At 30.3% G+C, this 18,183-nt stretch carries 15 protein-coding genes; all 15 read right to left on the reverse strand.

Annotated features, from left to right (window positions below; genetic code table 11):
* Positions 1 to 27: 27 nt before the first annotated feature.
* The 15 genes from KGF42_RS04480 to KGF42_RS04550 all read right to left on the reverse strand — a co-directional run bounded on the left by KGF42_RS04480 (position 28) and on the right by KGF42_RS04550 (position 17,995).
* Positions 28 to 1,746 carry a putative 2-aminoethylphosphonate ABC transporter permease subunit gene (locus tag KGF42_RS04480; protein ID WP_227825856.1) on the reverse strand — a complete coding sequence of 573 codons (1,719 nt, stop codon included), beginning with the start codon at positions 1,744 to 1,746 and terminating at the stop codon, positions 28 to 30.
* 4 nt (positions 1,747 to 1,750) lie between these two features.
* The gene (locus tag KGF42_RS04485; protein ID WP_227821782.1) at positions 1,751 to 2,740 is read right to left on the reverse strand and encodes an ATP-binding cassette domain-containing protein; all 990 of its coding nucleotides are present in this window, start codon (positions 2,738 to 2,740) and stop codon (positions 1,751 to 1,753) included.
* Positions 2,741 to 2,835: 95 nt separating this feature from the next.
* Complete coding sequence (locus KGF42_RS04490; RefSeq protein WP_227825857.1) at positions 2,836 to 3,885, reverse strand: putative 2-aminoethylphosphonate ABC transporter substrate-binding protein; 1,050 nt, start codon at positions 3,883 to 3,885, stop codon at positions 2,836 to 2,838.
* 279 nt (positions 3,886 to 4,164) lie between these two features.
* Entirely contained in the window at positions 4,165 to 4,833 is a 669-nt protein-coding gene (locus tag KGF42_RS04495) for a V-type ATP synthase subunit D (RefSeq protein WP_009906174.1), read from the reverse strand.
* Between the two features lie 5 nt (positions 4,834 to 4,838).
* Complete coding sequence (locus tag KGF42_RS04500; RefSeq protein WP_107595665.1) at positions 4,839 to 6,212, reverse strand: V-type ATP synthase subunit B; 1,374 nt, start codon at positions 6,210 to 6,212, stop codon at positions 4,839 to 4,841.
* The gene (locus tag KGF42_RS04505) at positions 6,209 to 7,987 is read right to left on the reverse strand and encodes a V-type ATP synthase subunit A (protein WP_107595666.1); all 1,779 of its coding nucleotides are present in this window, start codon (positions 7,985 to 7,987) and stop codon (positions 6,209 to 6,211) included. The genes KGF42_RS04500 and KGF42_RS04505 overlap by 4 nt, the downstream gene beginning before the upstream one ends.
* A 116-nt stretch (positions 7,988 to 8,103) precedes the next feature.
* A complete protein-coding gene (locus KGF42_RS04510) occupies positions 8,104 to 8,421 on the reverse strand; it encodes a V-type ATP synthase subunit F (protein WP_009893746.1) in 318 nt (105 codons plus the stop codon).
* A complete protein-coding gene (locus KGF42_RS04515) occupies positions 8,414 to 9,391 on the reverse strand; it encodes a V-type ATP synthase subunit C (RefSeq protein ID WP_227821779.1) in 978 nt (325 codons plus the stop codon). The genes KGF42_RS04510 and KGF42_RS04515 overlap by 8 nt, the downstream gene beginning before the upstream one ends.
* Before the next feature lie 14 nt (positions 9,392 to 9,405).
* Positions 9,406 to 9,969 carry a V-type ATP synthase subunit E gene (locus KGF42_RS04520; RefSeq protein ID WP_227821778.1) on the reverse strand — a complete coding sequence of 188 codons (564 nt, stop codon included), beginning with the start codon at positions 9,967 to 9,969 and terminating at the stop codon, positions 9,406 to 9,408.
* 51 nt (positions 9,970 to 10,020) lie between these two features.
* Complete coding sequence (locus KGF42_RS04525) at positions 10,021 to 10,512, reverse strand: V-type ATP synthase subunit K (protein ID WP_003422657.1); 492 nt, start codon at positions 10,510 to 10,512, stop codon at positions 10,021 to 10,023.
* A gap of 2 nt (positions 10,513 to 10,514) precedes the next feature.
* Entirely contained in the window at positions 10,515 to 12,440 is a 1,926-nt protein-coding gene (locus KGF42_RS04530) for a V-type ATP synthase subunit I (protein WP_227825858.1), read from the reverse strand.
* Position 12,441: 1 nt separating this feature from the next.
* On the reverse strand, positions 12,442 to 12,753 hold the full coding sequence (locus tag KGF42_RS04535) for a hypothetical protein (protein WP_054274874.1): 312 nt from the start codon (positions 12,751 to 12,753) through the stop codon (positions 12,442 to 12,444).
* Between the two features lie 618 nt (positions 12,754 to 13,371).
* The gene (locus KGF42_RS04540) at positions 13,372 to 13,638 is read right to left on the reverse strand and encodes a hypothetical protein (protein ID WP_227821775.1); all 267 of its coding nucleotides are present in this window, start codon (positions 13,636 to 13,638) and stop codon (positions 13,372 to 13,374) included.
* 85 nt (positions 13,639 to 13,723) lie between these two features.
* A complete protein-coding gene (locus tag KGF42_RS04545; protein ID WP_227825859.1) occupies positions 13,724 to 15,133 on the reverse strand; it encodes a L,D-transpeptidase family protein in 1,410 nt (469 codons plus the stop codon).
* A gap of 636 nt (positions 15,134 to 15,769) precedes the next feature.
* On the reverse strand, positions 15,770 to 17,995 hold the full coding sequence (locus KGF42_RS04550) for an EAL domain-containing protein (RefSeq protein ID WP_227825860.1): 2,226 nt from the start codon (positions 17,993 to 17,995) through the stop codon (positions 15,770 to 15,772).
* Between the last annotated feature and the right edge of the window lie 188 nt (positions 17,996 to 18,183).

An 18,183-nucleotide genomic window follows, 5' to 3' on the forward strand; every position in this document is an offset into this window, starting at 1 on the left:
AACTTGTAATTTTTTAGGATAATTTTTTTAATTAATGTTTGTTCTTTTTTCTAAACGATTCTTTATAAATTCATGTATTATTTTAACCAATATATTTGTAAGTAGTATTAATACAGCTAATGCTGCTGCCTGTGCAGTACTCCCCTTATCATCTAGTTGTACAATTGATATTGCAGCTACTTTTGAACTTGCAGTATATATAAAAACTAGTGCTGATATTGTCACCATAGAGTTTAAGAAAAAGTACATAAAGTTCTCTAAAACTGCTGGCAAACAAAGTGGTATAGTTACATTCTTAAGAATTGATACACTATTTATTCCCATTGATTTAGCTACCATATCCAACTCTTTATCTACTTTCTTAATAGCAGTAGTAGCTGTTATAAATGCTACTGAAAAGAAGTGAACTATATTACATATAACCATTATAAGTAATGTTCCATATAATCCATTAAATAAATTCTTAATATATATTGTATCCATAAAATTAAACTCTAATTTATTAAAAAATAGTACATAAGCTATACCTAACACTAAACCTGGCAATGCCATAGGTAACGTACTTAGAAAATATCCAAATGATTTTAAATATGGAGCTTTTTCTGTTTTTTCATTTAGATATGCAAATAAGAAAACAAAGCTTGTTCCTAGAATAGCTGTCAATAGTGACATTTTTATTGAATTTACAAATGGTTTAATTCCATCAATACTATTTTTCATAGAAAAGTGTTCAAGTGTAAGTCTTAAATCATATGGCCAAACTGAGATTAATGATGATAAGATTACAGTTAACATTACAGCTATTATACCAAATGCAATAACTCCTACAATCCCTCCTAAAATCCCATCTCTTAACTTATTAGATTTAACTTTATATGGAATTGACTTTGAAGTTATGTACGAATTTTGATTTTTTTCAATTTTTTTAGTTACTATAAATGATATTATTGCAGGTATTAAAAGTAATATTGATACAGTTGCTCCCATTGGCATATTTTGTTGTCCTATAATTTGTTTATATACATCTATTGATAATACATTAAACTCTCCTCCAATTACCTTTGGAGCTCCAAAATCTGTAAAGCATAATGTAAATGATACGAATGCAGAACTTATTAAAGAATATTTTATACTTGGGATTGTTATACTTATAAATTCCCTTATCTTACTTATTCCCATAGTGTTACTAGCTTCATATAATCTATAATCAGTTGAGTTTAATGATATATAAAGTATTTGAAATGATTGAGGGAATACATATATAATTTGTGCCAGTATTATTCCCACTTCTCCGTAAATTGGAACATGTATTCCAAGTAAATTAGTCACCAATCCTTGATTCCCAAATAAATATACTAGACCTATTGCATGCATCATTGTTGGAGCAAACATAGGAAACATTGCTAATGACTTAAAAAATCCTTTAAATTTAATCTTTGTTCTAGTTAATGCATACGCATATACTAATGCAAGTGTTAACGATATTACAGTTGATATAATAGATACAAATATTGTATTTTTTAGAGAATTCAATAGAGCTTCAGAAGCCAAATACTCTTGAAAGTTCTGTAATCCTACAAAAACTCCATCTTTATCTAAAAATGCCTGTACAAATAGATATATTATAGGTACCAATAAAAACATTACTAAAGACATAACTAATACTGTAAGCATACATTTTTTTATGTCCAAATTCATTTTTGATTTAAAACTTATACTTTTAGAACTTATAGCATTATTATTCATACACTTATGCTCCTTTAACTTTTGGGTACTTTAAATAGTATTTTTCGTCTATACTTATCTTTACAAGGTCACCTTCTACTAAATTTAAATTAACCCACTCTTTTATAGAAACATCACTTATTATGAAATTTTCATTTAATTTATCCTTTATTTCAACTCTTAATAAATTCCCTCTAAACTCTATATTTGATATTATCCCTTGGTAATTTTCTTTTGTTGATTTCTCTATTTGAACATATTCCGGTCTTACAGTTAGTATAGAATCTCCATTATCAAAACAGTTTGTATCTCCTATAAATTGGGCTGTAAATAAGTTTTGAGGATTTTGGTATATTTCTTCTGGAGTTCCTATTTGCATTATATCTCCTCCATTTAAAATTGCAATTTTATCTGCCATAGTTATAGCTTCTTCTTGGTCATGTGTTACCATTATTGTTGTTATATTAAGTTCTTTTTGTAACTTTTTAATGTCCATTCTAAGCTTGTGTCTAACCTTTGCATCTAGTGCAGACATTGGTTCATCTAAAAGTAAAAACTTTGGTTCAAGTGCTAATGCTCTTGCTATTGCAACTCTCTGTTGTTGTCCACCCGATAATGCTTTGGGATATTTATGAGCTTCATTAGTCAAGCCGACTATTTCAAGCACTTCCTTAACTTTGCTATCTATTTTTTCTTTTGAAATTTTTCTCTCTTTAAGTGGAAAAGCTATGTTATTATATGCAGTCATATTTGGAAATAATGCGTATGATTGAAATACTATTCCAAAACCTCTCTTTGATGGTTCTAAATTTGTAATATCTTTATCCTGAAGAATTATAGCTCCACTATTTACATCTTCAAGACCTGCTATTATCCTAAGTAATGTAGTTTTACCACATCCACTAGGCCCAAGTAAACATAGAAATTCCCCTTCTTCAATATCCAAACTAATATTATTTAAAACCCTTTTTTGGTCATAATTTTTAAACACATTATTTATTTTTAAGTAACTCATATCTTATCTCCCCTTATATAGTTATATTTTTATTTTAAATTCTACACTTTACCCTTTCTTCTAAAATTATTTCATCTAAATTATTAAGTTAAACTTTACTTACTTTCAGATTTTGAACCATACTTTGATTCCCAAGTTTTAAGTACTGTACTTCTGTTTTTGGCAGCAGAGCTTAAATCAACTTCTTTTATTAGCTGTTCAAATGGTTGTTTAGAATAACCTTTCGGAACTGGATTATCTGTCTTTATAGAAGTAACTGCTACTTCGTGTGCATATCTATCTATAGCTGAATCGCTTATTGCCCAGTCTAAAAATAACTTTGCTTCTTTTTTTATATTATCTTTTTTAACTAGGGCATTTGCCTCTAAGTCCCAACCTGAACCTTCTTTTGGAAATACAACTTCTATAGGTTCTCCACTGGACAATTGTTGTGTAGCTCTATACCCAAGTGTAATACCTATTGGATACTCTCCAGAACCAGATAGTTTCGCAGATTTTGAACCTGAATGTGTATATGTAGCTATATTTTTATGTAATTTATCCATATAATTGTAAGCATCTTTTTCACCCATCATTTGAATAAGTCCTGATACTGTAAGGTATCCTGTTCCAGATGATGCTGGATTTGGCATTGTTATAAGTCCTTTATATTCTGGTTTTATTAAATCTTCATAACTTTTTGGAATATCTATACCCAATTTCTCAAGCTCCTTATAATTAACTACTATAGCTGTTTCTGGTATACTCATACCCACCCAAGATACATCTTTGTCAATATCTTTGAATTTTTTATCTACCTTATCATAATTTTTAGGCTTATATGCTTCAAGCGCTCCATCTTCTTTTAGTTCTATCATGTTCATTGCTGATAATCCCCATATAACATCTGCTTGTGGATTATATTTTTCTGCTAATAATTTTGAAGCTATTACACCATGAGAATCCATAACTATTTCTACATCTATATTTGGATGCTCTTCTCTAAAGCCTTCCATATAGTAAGCTATTTGCTCTTCCTCTAGTGCTGCATATATTGTAAGTTTATTATTTCCTTTTCCTTGAGTAGTTTGTGGTGTTGTTGATATGCAACTTGTCATAAATGTAATCACTACAATACACAGACAAGTAAATATAAATTCTTTCATATCTTCCCCCTTATTGTGTTTTTATCTTTTTTCATTTGTTTTTTGTTGTTTTTTCTTATGTTTATATAATACACCTAATTTGTTAATATAAAGTTAAGTGTAAATTAACAGTTCGTTAATTTTTAGAAGTTTTTGTTAAATATATTATTTTTAATTAAATACAGTGTGTTTTTAAACAATATATTAATTTTTATAGTATCTATATTTCTAATTTGAACATAAAAAATAAGTCTAGCCTCTATAAATTAGAATGTTAGACTTATTTTTTATAGTATTTAATTATACAACCAAATCATTTTTTTTCTTTTCTTCAAGTGCTTTTTTAAGCACCATATCCTTAACCTTCATAAGTCTAGTAGTACTTGCTCTTTCATTTTCTTCAAGCTTCATAGCTATATACTTAATAGTCTCAATGTAATTTGGTATCATTACATTTTCAAGAGCATTAACACGTCTACGTGTCTTTTCTATCTCTTGAGCAAGAAGCTGTGCACTTTTTTCACTTTCTGCAAGTCTTAAAAGTGGTTGCATAGCAGCTGAGAAAGCTTCCATAGCAGAATCTAATTCTCCTGATGTAAAAGCAAGACCATAAGGATAAATATCACTTTGATTGTTTTCAGTTTTAAAGTCAAACACGGGAACATCAACACTCATTATATTTCTCGTAGAAACATCTACTGAAACAGATTGCTTTGGCATCATAAGTGCTGACCCCAGATACTCCTGACTCATAACTGCTCTTGCGATTATAAAATTTTTATAAGCAGCATCAAGAGCATTTTCTGCTTCTTCACGTAATCGCTTATTTTCCCTTACAATCTCAAGGAATTGTTTCATAAGTTCATCAAGTTTATCTTTAAGAAGCTTATGACCTCTTGTAGCAGTTTTAAGGAGTTTCTTAAGTCTAGTCATTTCCATACGTGTTGGATTTATATTTAATCTAGCCACAGATATCACTCCTTAGGCATATATTTTTCAAAATATTCATCACGAATACGTTTAAGTTCACTTTTTGGTAACATACTAAGAAGCTTCCATCCAATTTCTAATGTCTGCTCAATAGTTCTATCAGTTCTAAATCCCTGTGAAACATATTCTTTTTCAAACTCATCTGCAAACTTAGCATACATTAAGTCAATCTCAGAAAGTGCAGATTCACCAAGTATAGCCATAAGCTCTTTTGCATCCTTACCTCTTGAATAGGCTGCGAAAAGCTGGTTCATTGTGTCTGCATGGTCCTCACGAGTCTTCCCTTTACCAATCCCCTTATCTTTTAGACGAGAAAGTGATGGTAAAACATCTATAGGAGGCTGTATATCTTTTTTATAAAGTTCACGGCTAAGTATAATTTGTCCCTCTGTAATGTATCCTGTAAGGTCAGGAATTGGATGTGTCTTATCATCCTCAGGCATTGTAAGTATTGGAATCATAGTTATAGAACCTTCATGCCCTTTCATTTTTCCTGCTCTTTCATACATCGTAGCAAGGTCAGTATAAAGATATCCTGGATATCCACGACGTCCTGGAACTTCTTTTTTAGCTGCTGAAACTTCACGCAATGCCTCTGCATAGTTTGTAATATCTGTTATGATAACAAGTACATGCATATCTTGCTCAAAGGCAAGGTATTCTGCTGCTGTAAGTGCCATTCTAGGTGTAGATACACGCTCTACAGCTGGGTCATTTGCAAGGTTTACAAATACTACAGAACGGTCGATTGCACCAGTTGCTTTAAAATCACTTATAAAGAATTCAGCATCCTCAAAAGTTATACCAACTGCAGCAAATACAACGGCAAATTTAGAATCAGTTCCACGTACTTTTGCTTGTCTTGCAATCTGAACTGCAAGATTGGCATGTGGTAAACCAGACCCTGAGAATATAGGAAGTTTTTGCCCTCTAACTAGTGTATTAAGCCCATCTATAGCAGAGACACCAGTCTGTATAAATTCGGCTGGATAGTCACGTGCTGCTGGATTTATTGGAGCTCCATTTATATCAAGTCTTTTATCTGGTATAATTTCTGGACCGCCATCAATAGGTTTACCCATTCCACTAAAAACACGACCTAATATATCTGGTGAAACTCCAAAGTCAAGACTCTTTCCTAAAAAACGAACTTTACTTTCAGCAAGGTTTATACCTGTTGAACTTTCAAAAAGCTGAACAAGTGCAGTATCTCCATTTACCTCTAGAACTTTACAGCGACGAATCTCTCCATTTGAAAGCTCAATCTCTCCAAGTTCATCAAATTTTACACCTTCTACGCCGTTTATTAGCATAAGAGGACCGGCTACCTCTTGTATTGACTTATATTCCTTTATCATAGTTCTTCAGCCCCCCTCTTTTTAATAAGGTCTGCAAGCTCGTTGTCTATTTCATCTTCAATTGAATCGTAAGCAGCATCTATATTGTCTTCTTCTACATACTTAGCACGACCAATTTTTTCAAGAACTGAAAGCTTGATAATATCGTTTATAGTAACATTTTGCTTTATAGCATCTTGTGCTGACTTATAGAATTTTAATATAAGTCCCATCATTCTATATTGCTTATGAAGTGATGTATAAGTATCAACTTCATGGAAAGAGTTTTGATGAAGGAAGTCTTCTCTTATAGAACGAGTAACTTCTAATATCAATCTATCTCCATCTGAAAGTGAATCAACACCAACCAATTGAACTATTTCTTGAAGTTCAGATTCAACTTGCAAAAGTTTCATAGCTTGAGCTCTTTGAGCTGAGAAATTATCATTTACATTTTTATCTGCCCATACATCGACCTTTTCCTGATATAACGAATAACTAGTCAACCAGTTAATTGCTGGGAAATGACGCTTATATGCTAAAGATGCATCAAGACCCCAGAATACTTTTACTATACGAAGCGTTGCTTGGCTGACAGGTTCTGATGTATCACCACCAGGAGGAGAAACTGCACCAATTGCTGTAAGTGTCCCTTCTCTTCCATCCATACCTAGACAATTTACCTTCCCTGCTCTTTCATAGAATTGAGCAAGACGTGAACCTAAGTATGCAGGATAACCTTCTTCACCAGGCATCTCCTCTAGACGACCACTCATCTCTCTAAGAGCCTCAGCCCATCTTGATGTAGAATCTGCCATAAGTGCAACACTATATCCCATATCTCTAAAATATTCAGCTATTGTAATACCAGTGTATATAGAAGCTTCACGTGCAGCAACTGGCATATCTGATGTATTTGCTATAAGCACAGTTCTTTGCATAAGTGACTCGCCTGTTCTTGGGTCTTTTAATTCTGGGAATTCAAGAAGAACATCCGTCATTTCATTTCCACGCTCGCCACACCCTATATACACAACTATATCTGCATCTGCCCATTTAGCAAGCTGATGCTGTGTAACAGTTTTTCCACTTCCAAAAGGTCCCGGTATAGCTGCTACCCCACCTTTTGTAATTGGGAAAAATGTATCTATAACTCTTTGACCTGTAACAAGAAGTGAATCTGGTGTTTTCTTTTCTTTATATGGTCTTTCTTTTCTAACTGGCCATTTTTGCATCATAGTCACAGGTATATCATTACCTTTTTCATCTGTAATAACACAAACTGTATCTTCGACAGTAAATTCACCAGAATAGATTTCTTTTATAGTACCTTTAACTCCATAAGGAACCATAATTTTACATTCCACTACAGCTGTTTCTTGAACTCCACCAATTATATCTCCTGCTACAACTTTATCACCAACAGATTTTTTAGGTTTAAATTCCCACTTAATTGTTCTATCAAGTGAAGATACTTCAACACCTTTAGTTATATTAGTACCTGAAATCTCATACATTTTTTCAAGTGGACGTTGAATACCATCATAAATAGTTGAAATAAGACCTGGTCCAAGTTCAACACTCATAGGCATTCCAAGAGAAACTACTTCCTCCCCTGGACCTAGACCAGAAGTTTCCTCATAAACCTGTATAGAAGCTTTATCTCCATGCATTTCTATAATCTCGCCTATAAGATGTTTATCTGAAACTCTTACGACGTCAAACATATTCGCATCTCTCATGCCCTCCGCTACAACAAGCGGTCCTGACACCTTTACAATTGTGCCTGTTTTCATATTCTCTCACCTGCAATCATATACTTTATCAAAATTTAAATATTCCCTCCTATATTTTATCAATACATATCTTTAGCACTAATAAAATTTGAGATTGTCTTTTATTCAACTTTCATCTATTCTTTAAATAATATATCTGCACCTATGGCACGTTTACTAGATTCTCTTACTTCATTCATACCCAATCCCATACTTCCTCCAATACCTGGAATAACTATAATAGCAGGAAGTTGGTAGTCTTTGTATTTTGCTATTGATTCTTTTGCAAGCAATGATGCCTGTTCTGTAATATAAATTATCGCATATTCATCTTCAACCAACTTATGTATACTTTTTTTGATTTCGTCACTATCATAGGCTGGGAAGATATCTATTCCGAGAGCTAAAAATCCCATAATGCTATCTTTATCTCCAACTACTCCTACCTTATACATAAGCATCCCTTAGCCTTTCTTTTATAGTATCTGCGTCTATATTATTAAGCTTACTAGTCAAAATAATTCTAATTGTTTTTATTTCTGATTCTTTAGCATATAAATATGCAATTAGTGGCTCTAATGTAAGAGGTTTAAATTTTGCTTCCCTAACATATTCCATCAGATAGTCATCACAAAGTTTTTCAAAGACAGTAAAACCACTATCCATGCCATTTTTACAGACATCAGAGTAAGAAGTAGATTTAAAACATGATGCTGGAGTGTCTGAAGAAAAAGCTTCTAAGAATTTTTCCTTATCAAGTGAGCCACCTGAAACAAACACGTTCATAAATATATCAAAATCTTTCTTCATATTTTTGACTCTTATAAAACTCTTTAGATTTGTTAAATCACAAACTTTCATAACATAATCCATTACAAATTTGTTTTGACTTTCTTTAGCAGTTTCTTTCATACTAGAAAAAGTTGCTCTATCTAAAACAATATCAACCATCTGACCATTTTGTGTCTTGCTATAAACATCAAATGCCTCTAATATAGCTGATGCCATTATCTTAGGTAAATCACTAAAGCTACGATTTGCTAAAGATTCCCTAAGCTTAATAAGAGGAATTGTACCTCCATCAATTAAATATTTTTCACCATCTACACCAGAAATTTCTTCTTTAATCAGCACTTTTAAGTTATGATAGTCATTTTTATAAAGAAATACATCAACAAATTTTTCTTCAGGAGCTAGACCTTTAAGAATTTCATATGTCTTTGACAATTCTTGAGTCAAAATATTCTCAAAATTATGTATATTATTATTTGATGTATCAACATAACCTGCCTCAGCTATAATTCTTAAAGAGTCTTCAGGGCTTTTGGCTTCTGCCATTTGAATAAACATTTGTCTGTTAAGAAGCTGTTTTTCAAGCACTCTTATTCGTGCCACGGCATAGGGATAAGTTTTTTCTTCTGCCATTTTTTAACCCCTCCTTAATTAAACAAAATTTCTGCTGCAATTTGCTCAATATATTCATGTTCTACTGCAATTATGGCTTCAAATGAATAATTGTACTCAATGTCACCTTTTTTAACTATGAAACCTCCAGTAATATCTCTAGTCTCATTAGACACTTTAATACCTTTTTTTAATAATACATCTTTTAATGTTTTCTTGTCTTTTTTAGATAAGACTATCTCTGAATCATCTGTGCAATTTGATTTTTCAATCATATTTAGTATAATCTCTTCATATTCATTATCTTTAAGATTTAGAAGTTTATTTTTAGCTTCTAAAATTACTTCTTCTAAAAGCTCTTGCTTTTTTGATAATATTTGTTTTTTAGCCTCCATATAAGCTCCTGATATTTCCTTAGAAGCTGCTTTTTCTGCTTCTGCCTCTGCAAGCTTTGTATAGGAAGCCATTTCCTTTTCAGCTTTTTCATTAGCTGAATTTATTTTTGAATCTGCCTCACTTTTAGCTTTATCCAATATTTCTTGTGCTTCTTGTTTGGCATCAGCTATAATTCTGTCAATCATTTTTTGTTCATTACCCATAGGAGTGCTTCCTCCTTTTCATTTTTTTTACTTATGAATTATAATCTATAATTAACCAATTGCAATTCCATTGTAAGCTAAGAAAGAAACAAGTAGTCCTAAAAGAGCATATGTTTCAACTATTGCTGCAAATGTTATAGCTTTACCAAGTTCTTCAGGTCTTTTTGCAACTATTCCAACCCCTGCTGCTGCTGCTTTACCTTGTGCTATACCTGATACTAAACCAACTAAACCAATTGGAAGTCCTGCCATAAGAAGTTGTAAACCTTGAGCTGATGTTGGTATTGCATCTCCACCAATAATTCCTGCTTTTGATAAAATAAGGAAAGCTATGATAAATCCATACAGACCTTGTGTACCAGGAAGAAGTTGTAAAACTAGAAGTTGACCGAATTTACTAGGGTCTTCTGTTACAACACCTGCTGCTGCTTGACCTGCGATTGAAGTACCTTTAGCAGAACCCATACCTGCAAATAATGCTGCTATAGCAGCTCCTGATATTGCCAAAAATTGACCATTTCCTAATGCGTTTAAAAATTCCATATTTACATCTCCTTTTTATTAATGCTTGTATATTTTGTTTTATACTTAAACGGAACAAAAGGAACTCCTCCGCCTTCATAAAACTTGTTGAAAAATTCTACATACTGTAATCTACTTGTATGAACATATGCACCTAGTGCATTTATAAGAAGGTTTATTGTGTGTCCCACAACACCAATTACAACTGCAAATATTGGACCAGCTATAGCCCCTAAAAGATTGATAACCTGCCCTATAACTCCTGTTGTTAAACAAAGTGCCATAATTCTTGTATAAGATAATATATCAGCAAAATAGCTTGTTATACCATAAAGACTTGAAAACCCTTTAAAAAGCTTAACAGGAACACCTTTAAAACTTCTTCCTTGAGTAAGTACAAGACCTATAGCACCTATAATTGCTAAATATTTTCCTACTTCAGAAAATACACCTATATCACCTGCAACAAAAGGTATTATAAGTAGACATACACCTGTTATACATAAATACCAAAAACCTATGTCAAAAACTGCATCTATTACCTTTCCATCCCTTATTAATGTATATGCTTTTATTCCCAAACCTACATATATATGGATAATACCGAACAGTAACGACATTCCCATAAGTATCATAACATCCTCTAAAGGATTGATTAATGCTTTTATAGGAATTAAATCCCCCAAAATACCCCCGAATATAAGACCCCATATAGTAGTTGAAACTCCACACATGCCAATAAGTTTAATTAAATTTCCTTCACCTTTTTGCATCTTGGCTTTATATACAACAAATCCACATACTAGTGCAATTATTAGCCCATATGCAGCGTCACTTAGCATCATTCCAAAGAATACAATATAAAAGAAAGTCATAATTGTATTTGGGTCAATATCCTTTGTACTAGGACAACTATACATGTTCGTTACACTTTCAAAAGGTGTTACAAGCTTATTGTTTTCAAGTAAAATTGGGAAGCCTTCTTCTTTACTTCCTGCCTCTGTCTGAACACAACAATCAAACTTTTCTGTAATTTCTTTAATTAACTCATCTGCCCTTTTGCTTGGTAACCAACCGTTAAGACAGAATGTTGTTTTTGTTTTGACAAGTCTCTCTATAATCTTTTTCTGGTCTCTTTCTATAGTGTAAAAATCATATAGATTCTCAAGCAGGTGTATATTATCTCCATGACTTTTAATTTCTTCTGTCTTGGTTTTAGAAACGTTTTCCTGTCTAATTATCATTTCATTATATTTCTTGATAGCTTGTGATGGTGTACCTTCTTCATTTGGTAATGAAACTACTGAAAAATTAAATTCTTTTAAAACCTCTAAAACATTATCAAAAGTTTCTTTCAAAGTAATTAAATAAACATAGTTCATTAACTTATCGGAATTTATAATCCCAAGAACACTTTCTGGTACTTCATCCTCTAATTTTACTCTTAAAGCATCAATATTTGCGCTTATAGGTACAGTTCCAAGTATAGTTTTTGTATACTTAGTTTCCATATTTTCAAGAGGAATGTCAAAGTTAATCCATGGCTCTAACATACTTTTATTGTTGTTAAGTAAGTTTATATTAGACCTTATTGTACCTATCTCCTTATGTAGATTGTTTAACTCTAAAGCTTCAGCATAAATTTGTTCTTCTTTTTCATTATCAATTTTGTTAAACTCTCTTTTTGGTGCAAACATGGATTTCTTTTGTTTCACTAGTGAAGAAACGATATTAATCGCTTGATTTACATGAGACCTCTTCTGCTCTAGCATTATAACTTCTGATTCTTCACTATCTTTTACAAGATAATTTTTTAATTCTTCCTCCTCAGTAAGAAAGGCACTATCATCAATCTGAACAAACCCACGGTTCATAAGTAGCTTTAAAATCTGGCTTTTTTGAACTTCTAAGCCAACAATAGATATTTTGTTCATATTAACTATTGCCATATTATCTCACTACCTTTCCAATAACCGCTTCAATCGCCTTACTCTTTCTTTCTTTAGCAGTTTTTTCAATTTTCAGACATTCACTTTTAGCATCAGCTAAGATTTTATCAACCTCTGCTTTACTGTCGGTGACTGCCTTCTCAATAAGAGTTTCTTCCATAAGCTTTGCTTGTTTTTTTACATCAGCAAATATGCTTTCACATTTGTTTACAGCATCAGCTCTGATAGACTCTGCATCAGTAACAGCTTTTACTTTGATACTGTCTGCTGTCTGCTCTGCCTCAACAATGCTTTTTATTATTTCAAAAGCCATCCAAATCACCTCTCTTACCTTTTTACTATGTATATAACCAATTAGATTTTTTTATTCTAATTAGATTACTACCCCATTGTTAAAGTATAAACAGCATTTTTATATAATAATTAATATTTTTCAACGTTTATTTTTTAATAAAACATATTTTAGAATAGTACTTACTTAGATTTACATCCTTTTTTGACTTACTTTTAGACTATGACATGAGTATGATTTTTAAATACCATTATTTTCAATAATTATAATTTAAAGCGATAGGGTTTGTCAATAGCGTTATTTTGTCTTAAAATTAACGTCTTATCGACATTTAAAATTTTTATTTAAATTTTTTTCTAGTTATAATTTTAATTATTATTTTTCAACACTCAAATCATTGAAATTTATTGTCTTTTTTGAATTTTTAGAAATATCTCACACTATTTCATCCAACTTTTATAAATCATTACTCTATATCGATTTTTGTCATCTTATTTTTAACCTAATTTTTTATATTTAGTTAGAAATAAATTAATATTTTCTAAGATTGATAAAATTTACACTTATCTCTAATATTTTTATTTTAATATCAATTCATTAATCTTAAATAGATAATATCATCAGTTACTCTAATACATTCTACAACATTATAAAAAAATCCTCGTACCAATCACTCCAATCTTCAATAGGATATGCTGCTCCTCCGTTTACACTTTTCAATAGATTTGAGGTATATTCTTCCCCTATAGAAAAAAGCTCCCCTACTGTTATATCATAACTTCTAGAGGTAACAACCTTACAAAATGAATCCATAACATCACGTTGTTCTCTTGTTTTTATAAGTTCGTTTCTAAATTTATCATCTTTCTTAGCTTCCTCTAAAATCTTAATCAGCTTTTCATTCATTATAATTTCTCCTTTTAAATAATCTATATATAAAAAGGAAGTCATCTTAAATAAACTAAGATGACTTCACTTAACAGTACATTTACTAATATAAAATAACTGGTGCCCCTGGTTCTATATTTTCATATATCTTCTTTGCTTTAGAGAAAGGTGTATTTACACATCCATGTGAACCTGAAGACCTATATATACCTCCACCAAAAGAATTTCTCCAAGTAGCATCATGAATTCCTATATTTCCATTAAACGGAAGCCAATAACTTACAGGTGAGCTGTAACCTTGACCAGTTAATGAAACATTTCTAGCTTTATAATTAAGAGGGTATACACCTGATGGTGTAGCAAATCCTCTAGCTAAATCACCTGTTACAACGTCTGTTGATACAAGCATTTCTCCATTTTTAAAGAACCACATATGTTGGTCAGAAAGACTAATCTCTACATATGTATTACCAATATCATCTTTATTACGAGACACAGCTTTTTGTATATAGATAGGTTCTCTTGTAACATTTTTTCCAGCTTTTACAACATCAACTAATGCTTCAGCTTCTTTCTTTTTATCTATCAACCATCCATAAATACCACCTGAAATAGTAATCTCTCTACCAGTTGCAGTTTTAAATGGTCTTGAATCTCCAAAAGTACTATATTTTTTACTTAAGCCTCTCGTATATTCTACCATAGCATCATTATCGAAAGTTATGTCATAATTCTTTTCTGAGTCTACTTTTAACCATTTATTAATCTCAGAACCATCTAAAGTTTCCTTACGGTCACTAAAATCATATGTAACAACTACACCGACATACTTATCCAGTGTCTTAATAGCTTTTTTTAACTTTTCTGAGTCCTTTGTATTGTTTGGTGCTTCATATATTTTACTTTCATCTAAAGAAATGGAAGTGTTACCAGAGTTAATTGATTTTTGTACTAACTTATAAAAATCATCTTTTTTCACTTTGCTTCCAAGTACCTCTGGTACTATGACATAAGCGTTCTTAGCATTATCATACTTAGGATAAGCACTCTTAGGTTCTACAACATTTTTACTGTCAAAGCAAGATAGAGCATTAAATCTTTTTTCTAGTAAATCTTTATCATATGAAAGAGTTACCATATTGTTATACTCTTTAGATTTAAATATCCCACCAATCCATCCAAAAGCACTCTGGGTATCTTTTATCTTTTGAACTTTACCATCTGGCGTAAACTTTAAATTTATATCTTTTGCTTTTATTTGTTCTTTCTTATTGTTTCTTTCCTCTAAATTTAAAGTATAAGAATTGGTACTAGATGTTAACAAATCATTTACTTGTTCAACTGTTTTTCCTGAGACTTTTACTCCATTAATAGTCGTTCCAAGGTAAAAATGACTTCTAAAAAAGATTGCCATTCCTACATAAGCTACAACCAAAACACCTACTACTATAGCTATCTTAACTTTTAGATTTTTTTGTGCATTTTCTTGTTTTACCTCTTTTTCATCAATCATAATTAAATCCTTCCTTACATTGTAATTACCTATGTACTTGTTTGGTTTTAAACAAAACCATAGTTGTCTTATTTTATATACCCAAATTATTGTATTATTATTTATATTTTTAAATATAGAGTTATTTCCATGATACCATTTTATCTTTCAGACAAAATGATTATTATAAATCACTCCTTTTAAAATCCCTTAAACCCAATCTCTGCTATATTAATATATTACCATACTTTTAATACTCATGGGGGTATCTATATATTTTTGTAATATTAAATTATTTTTTTTAAAAAAGAAACTTATCCTTTGTTAATTTCTTTATCTTAACTTATTTTTTTAACATTGAATTTCAGCTTAACATAACGTTGTTATATACATTCTTCATCTATCTATCATACTTAAACAACTCCCATACACTAAATTTTTATTAAAGTTTTTATCATCTATACATTATAGTACTATTTTTTATTAATAACATGTTTATCGGCAAAATAATTTATTTTTAATATAATTTTTATAAAATACAATTATTTTTACTTTATACATAGACAATATATAACCAAAATTTAAAAACACTAATTATCTAGCAGTAATTTATTAAACTAAAGCCTCCATAATAGTGTTTTATATAAAAGTTAAATTTTATTTTTGAAGTAAATTTACAAAATTTTTAGCTGGCATTGGTCTTGCAAAATAAAATCCTTGAACTAAATCACATCCAAATTGCTTCATTAACTCAGCTTGCTCTTTATTCTCAACACCTTCTATAATTACAATTAAATCTAATGATTTTGCTAGAGATACTATTGATTTTGCTATATTACGGCTTCTCTCATCATTTTCAATACCATCAAGAAATGACTTATCTAGTTTCAATATGTCAATTGGCATATCTCTCAAACAACTAATAGAAGAATATCCTGTACCAAAATCATCCATAGAAATAGAAAAACCATACTTTCTTAACTCATTTAAAACATTCTTTAAAATATTTAGCTCATTCATAGCCACAGTTTCTGTTATCTCTAGCTCAATTAAATCTGAATTTATATTATACATTTTTATAGTGTTATTGATAAACTTTACAATATCTGGTTGGTACAACTCAACTCTAGATAAATTTACTGAAACTGGAACTATCTTTTTACCTTGCTTTTTCCACTCAGATAAATCAATACAGACTCTTTCAAATACAAATCTTCCAATTTTTAAAATCAACTGACTTTTCTCCGCTATTGGGATAAATACTGCTGGGCTTATAAATTTATGTGTTGGATGATTCCATCTTATTAGTGCCTCACTGCCTACCATTTCACCATTTACAAGCGAAAATTTAGGTTGATAGTACACTTCAAACTGATTTTTTACCAGTGCTGTTTTTATATCATCTAAAATCATCGACTCTTCACTAAGCTTATTCCTAACATCCTCATTATAAATAGCATAATTTATATTTTTACCTTTAGCAACAGACCTAGCCATATTTGCTTTATTTACAGCCTTTTGAATATCTACTTCACCTTCTTCAACAAAGTAAATACCCACACACAAAGAAATTTCAAAGACTATATTCAAATTACTTTCAATATTATCTCGTATACTATCAAGTTTTCTTATAATTTTATTTCTTCCATTTTCATAATCACAGAAGATTGCAAAATAATCACTTGAAAGTCGTGCATATACTTCACCCTCTGTTAATTCTTTTTTTAAAGCTTTTGCTATTGTAATTAATAAATTGTCACCAAATTCATATCCAAAGGTATCATTAATCATCTTAAAATTATCAATATCAAAATATACTATAATGTAATTTAAAGATGCTCTATTTAAAAGATATTTACTACACTCTCTATAAAATTTATTTTGATTTCCTATATGGGTAACCTTATCTTCATAAGCCAAACTTAATATTTCTTTTTCATTGGATTTTTTTATGTACATTATATAGAAAATAATTGCAATAAATATCAATATAATCAATAACACTGCATATATAGCTCTCTTGATAATTTGTTCTGAATTACTAAATATAACATCTTCTGGAATTGAAAAAATCAAATTCCAATCCTTTATATAATTATTTTCACTCTTCCCATTATCCATAGTAGCATACCCTAGATATCTTCTTTCACCCGACATATTTAATATGGTTGCACCTGTTTTATTTTCTTGTAATTCTTTTTTTAATTTATTTACTTCTTGGATATCATTATCCTGTTTTAACAGTCCATAAATATTTTTTGATAATCTATCCTCTTGAGGATGAAGTATAACTGTACCATTATTTTTTATAACATAAGATATGCTATTATTTTCATAAAAAGATACATTTATAAGTTTCATTATAGTATTGATATTATAAGTACAATATAAAACTCCAACTACTTTATCGTTATTTGATATTGGTACTGAAATAGTAATCTTTTTTATAGATTTATTTACCTCATCAACATATGGGCTTGAAACATATTTTTTACCTTTAATTGAATTTTTGAAAAATTCTTTATCCTTCACTGAAAACCTATCACCTTTAGTATTTTCTGCATTACCATTTATGTCAACTATTGCCATAGTATAAAATTTTTGATTTCCAATCTCATCCAAAAGATTTTTTATTTTTTCTTCGTTAGATATATTTGGATTTGAAGTATAGTATCTAGAAAAAATATTTAAAACATCTAAATCTTTTTCAATTTGTCTTTGTGCTAATTGAGAACCTTGTACTGCAACTTCTTTTATATGTACTTTTGCCTCTGATATAAGAAGATTTCTTGTATCTTCTATATAAATATACCCCATTGTTAAAAATAATGATGTTAAAAAAATAATTATAATTAATGTAAAACCTTTATTTCTTTTTGTCATTCGACCCCTCCCCCAATATTACACATAAATCCAATCTAATCATCATAAAAATATTCTTTAGTTATTATAATAACACTATTTAATTGAATTTTAAATTAAAGAATAAAAACTGTTCATTTTTCCAAATAAAAAAATCTCTTACACAATAAAATTTTATTTTATGTATAAGAGATTTTATTTTATCTATT

The organism is Clostridioides sp. ZZV15-6383 (assembly GCF_020657735.1).
Taxonomy (GTDB): Bacteria; Bacillota; Clostridia; order Peptostreptococcales; family Peptostreptococcaceae; genus Clostridioides; species Clostridioides difficile_D.

What these genes read in the sequence shown, in the direction of transcription:
- KGF42_RS04480 (WP_227825856.1), bottom strand. Translation starts at nt 1,746, where the DNA reads ATGAATAATAATGCTATAAGTTCTAAAAGTATAAGTTTTAAATCAAAA.
- KGF42_RS04485 (WP_227821782.1), bottom strand. Translation starts at nt 2,740, where the DNA reads ATGAGTTACTTAAAAATAAATAATGTGTTTAAAAATTATGACCAAAAA.
- KGF42_RS04490 (WP_227825857.1), bottom strand. Translation starts at nt 3,885, where the DNA reads ATGAAAGAATTTATATTTACTTGTCTGTGTATTGTAGTGATTACATTT.
- KGF42_RS04500 (WP_107595665.1), bottom strand. Translation starts at nt 6,212, where the DNA reads ATGATAAAGGAATATAAGTCAATACAAGAGGTAGCCGGTCCTCTTATG.
- KGF42_RS04505 (WP_107595666.1), bottom strand. Translation starts at nt 7,987, where the DNA reads ATGAAAACAGGCACAATTGTAAAGGTGTCAGGACCGCTTGTTGTAGCG.
- KGF42_RS04510 (WP_009893746.1), bottom strand. Translation starts at nt 8,421, where the DNA reads ATGTATAAGGTAGGAGTAGTTGGAGATAAAGATAGCATTATGGGATTT.
- KGF42_RS04515 (WP_227821779.1), bottom strand. Translation starts at nt 9,391, where the DNA reads ATGGCAGAAGAAAAAACTTATCCCTATGCCGTGGCACGAATAAGAGTG.
- KGF42_RS04520 (WP_227821778.1), bottom strand. Translation starts at nt 9,969, where the DNA reads ATGGGTAATGAACAAAAAATGATTGACAGAATTATAGCTGATGCCAAA.
- KGF42_RS04525 (WP_003422657.1), bottom strand. Translation starts at nt 10,512, where the DNA reads ATGGAATTTTTAAACGCATTAGGAAATGGTCAATTTTTGGCAATATCA.
- KGF42_RS04530 (WP_227825858.1), bottom strand. Translation starts at nt 12,440, where the DNA reads ATGGCAATAGTTAATATGAACAAAATATCTATTGTTGGCTTAGAAGTT.
- KGF42_RS04535 (WP_054274874.1), bottom strand. Translation starts at nt 12,753, where the DNA reads ATGGCTTTTGAAATAATAAAAAGCATTGTTGAGGCAGAGCAGACAGCA.
- KGF42_RS04540 (WP_227821775.1), bottom strand. Translation starts at nt 13,638, where the DNA reads ATGAATGAAAAGCTGATTAAGATTTTAGAGGAAGCTAAGAAAGATGAT.
- KGF42_RS04545 (WP_227825859.1), bottom strand. Translation starts at nt 15,133, where the DNA reads ATGATTGATGAAAAAGAGGTAAAACAAGAAAATGCACAAAAAAATCTA.
- KGF42_RS04550 (WP_227825860.1), bottom strand. Translation starts at nt 17,995, where the DNA reads ATGACAAAAAGAAATAAAGGTTTTACATTAATTATAATTATTTTTTTA.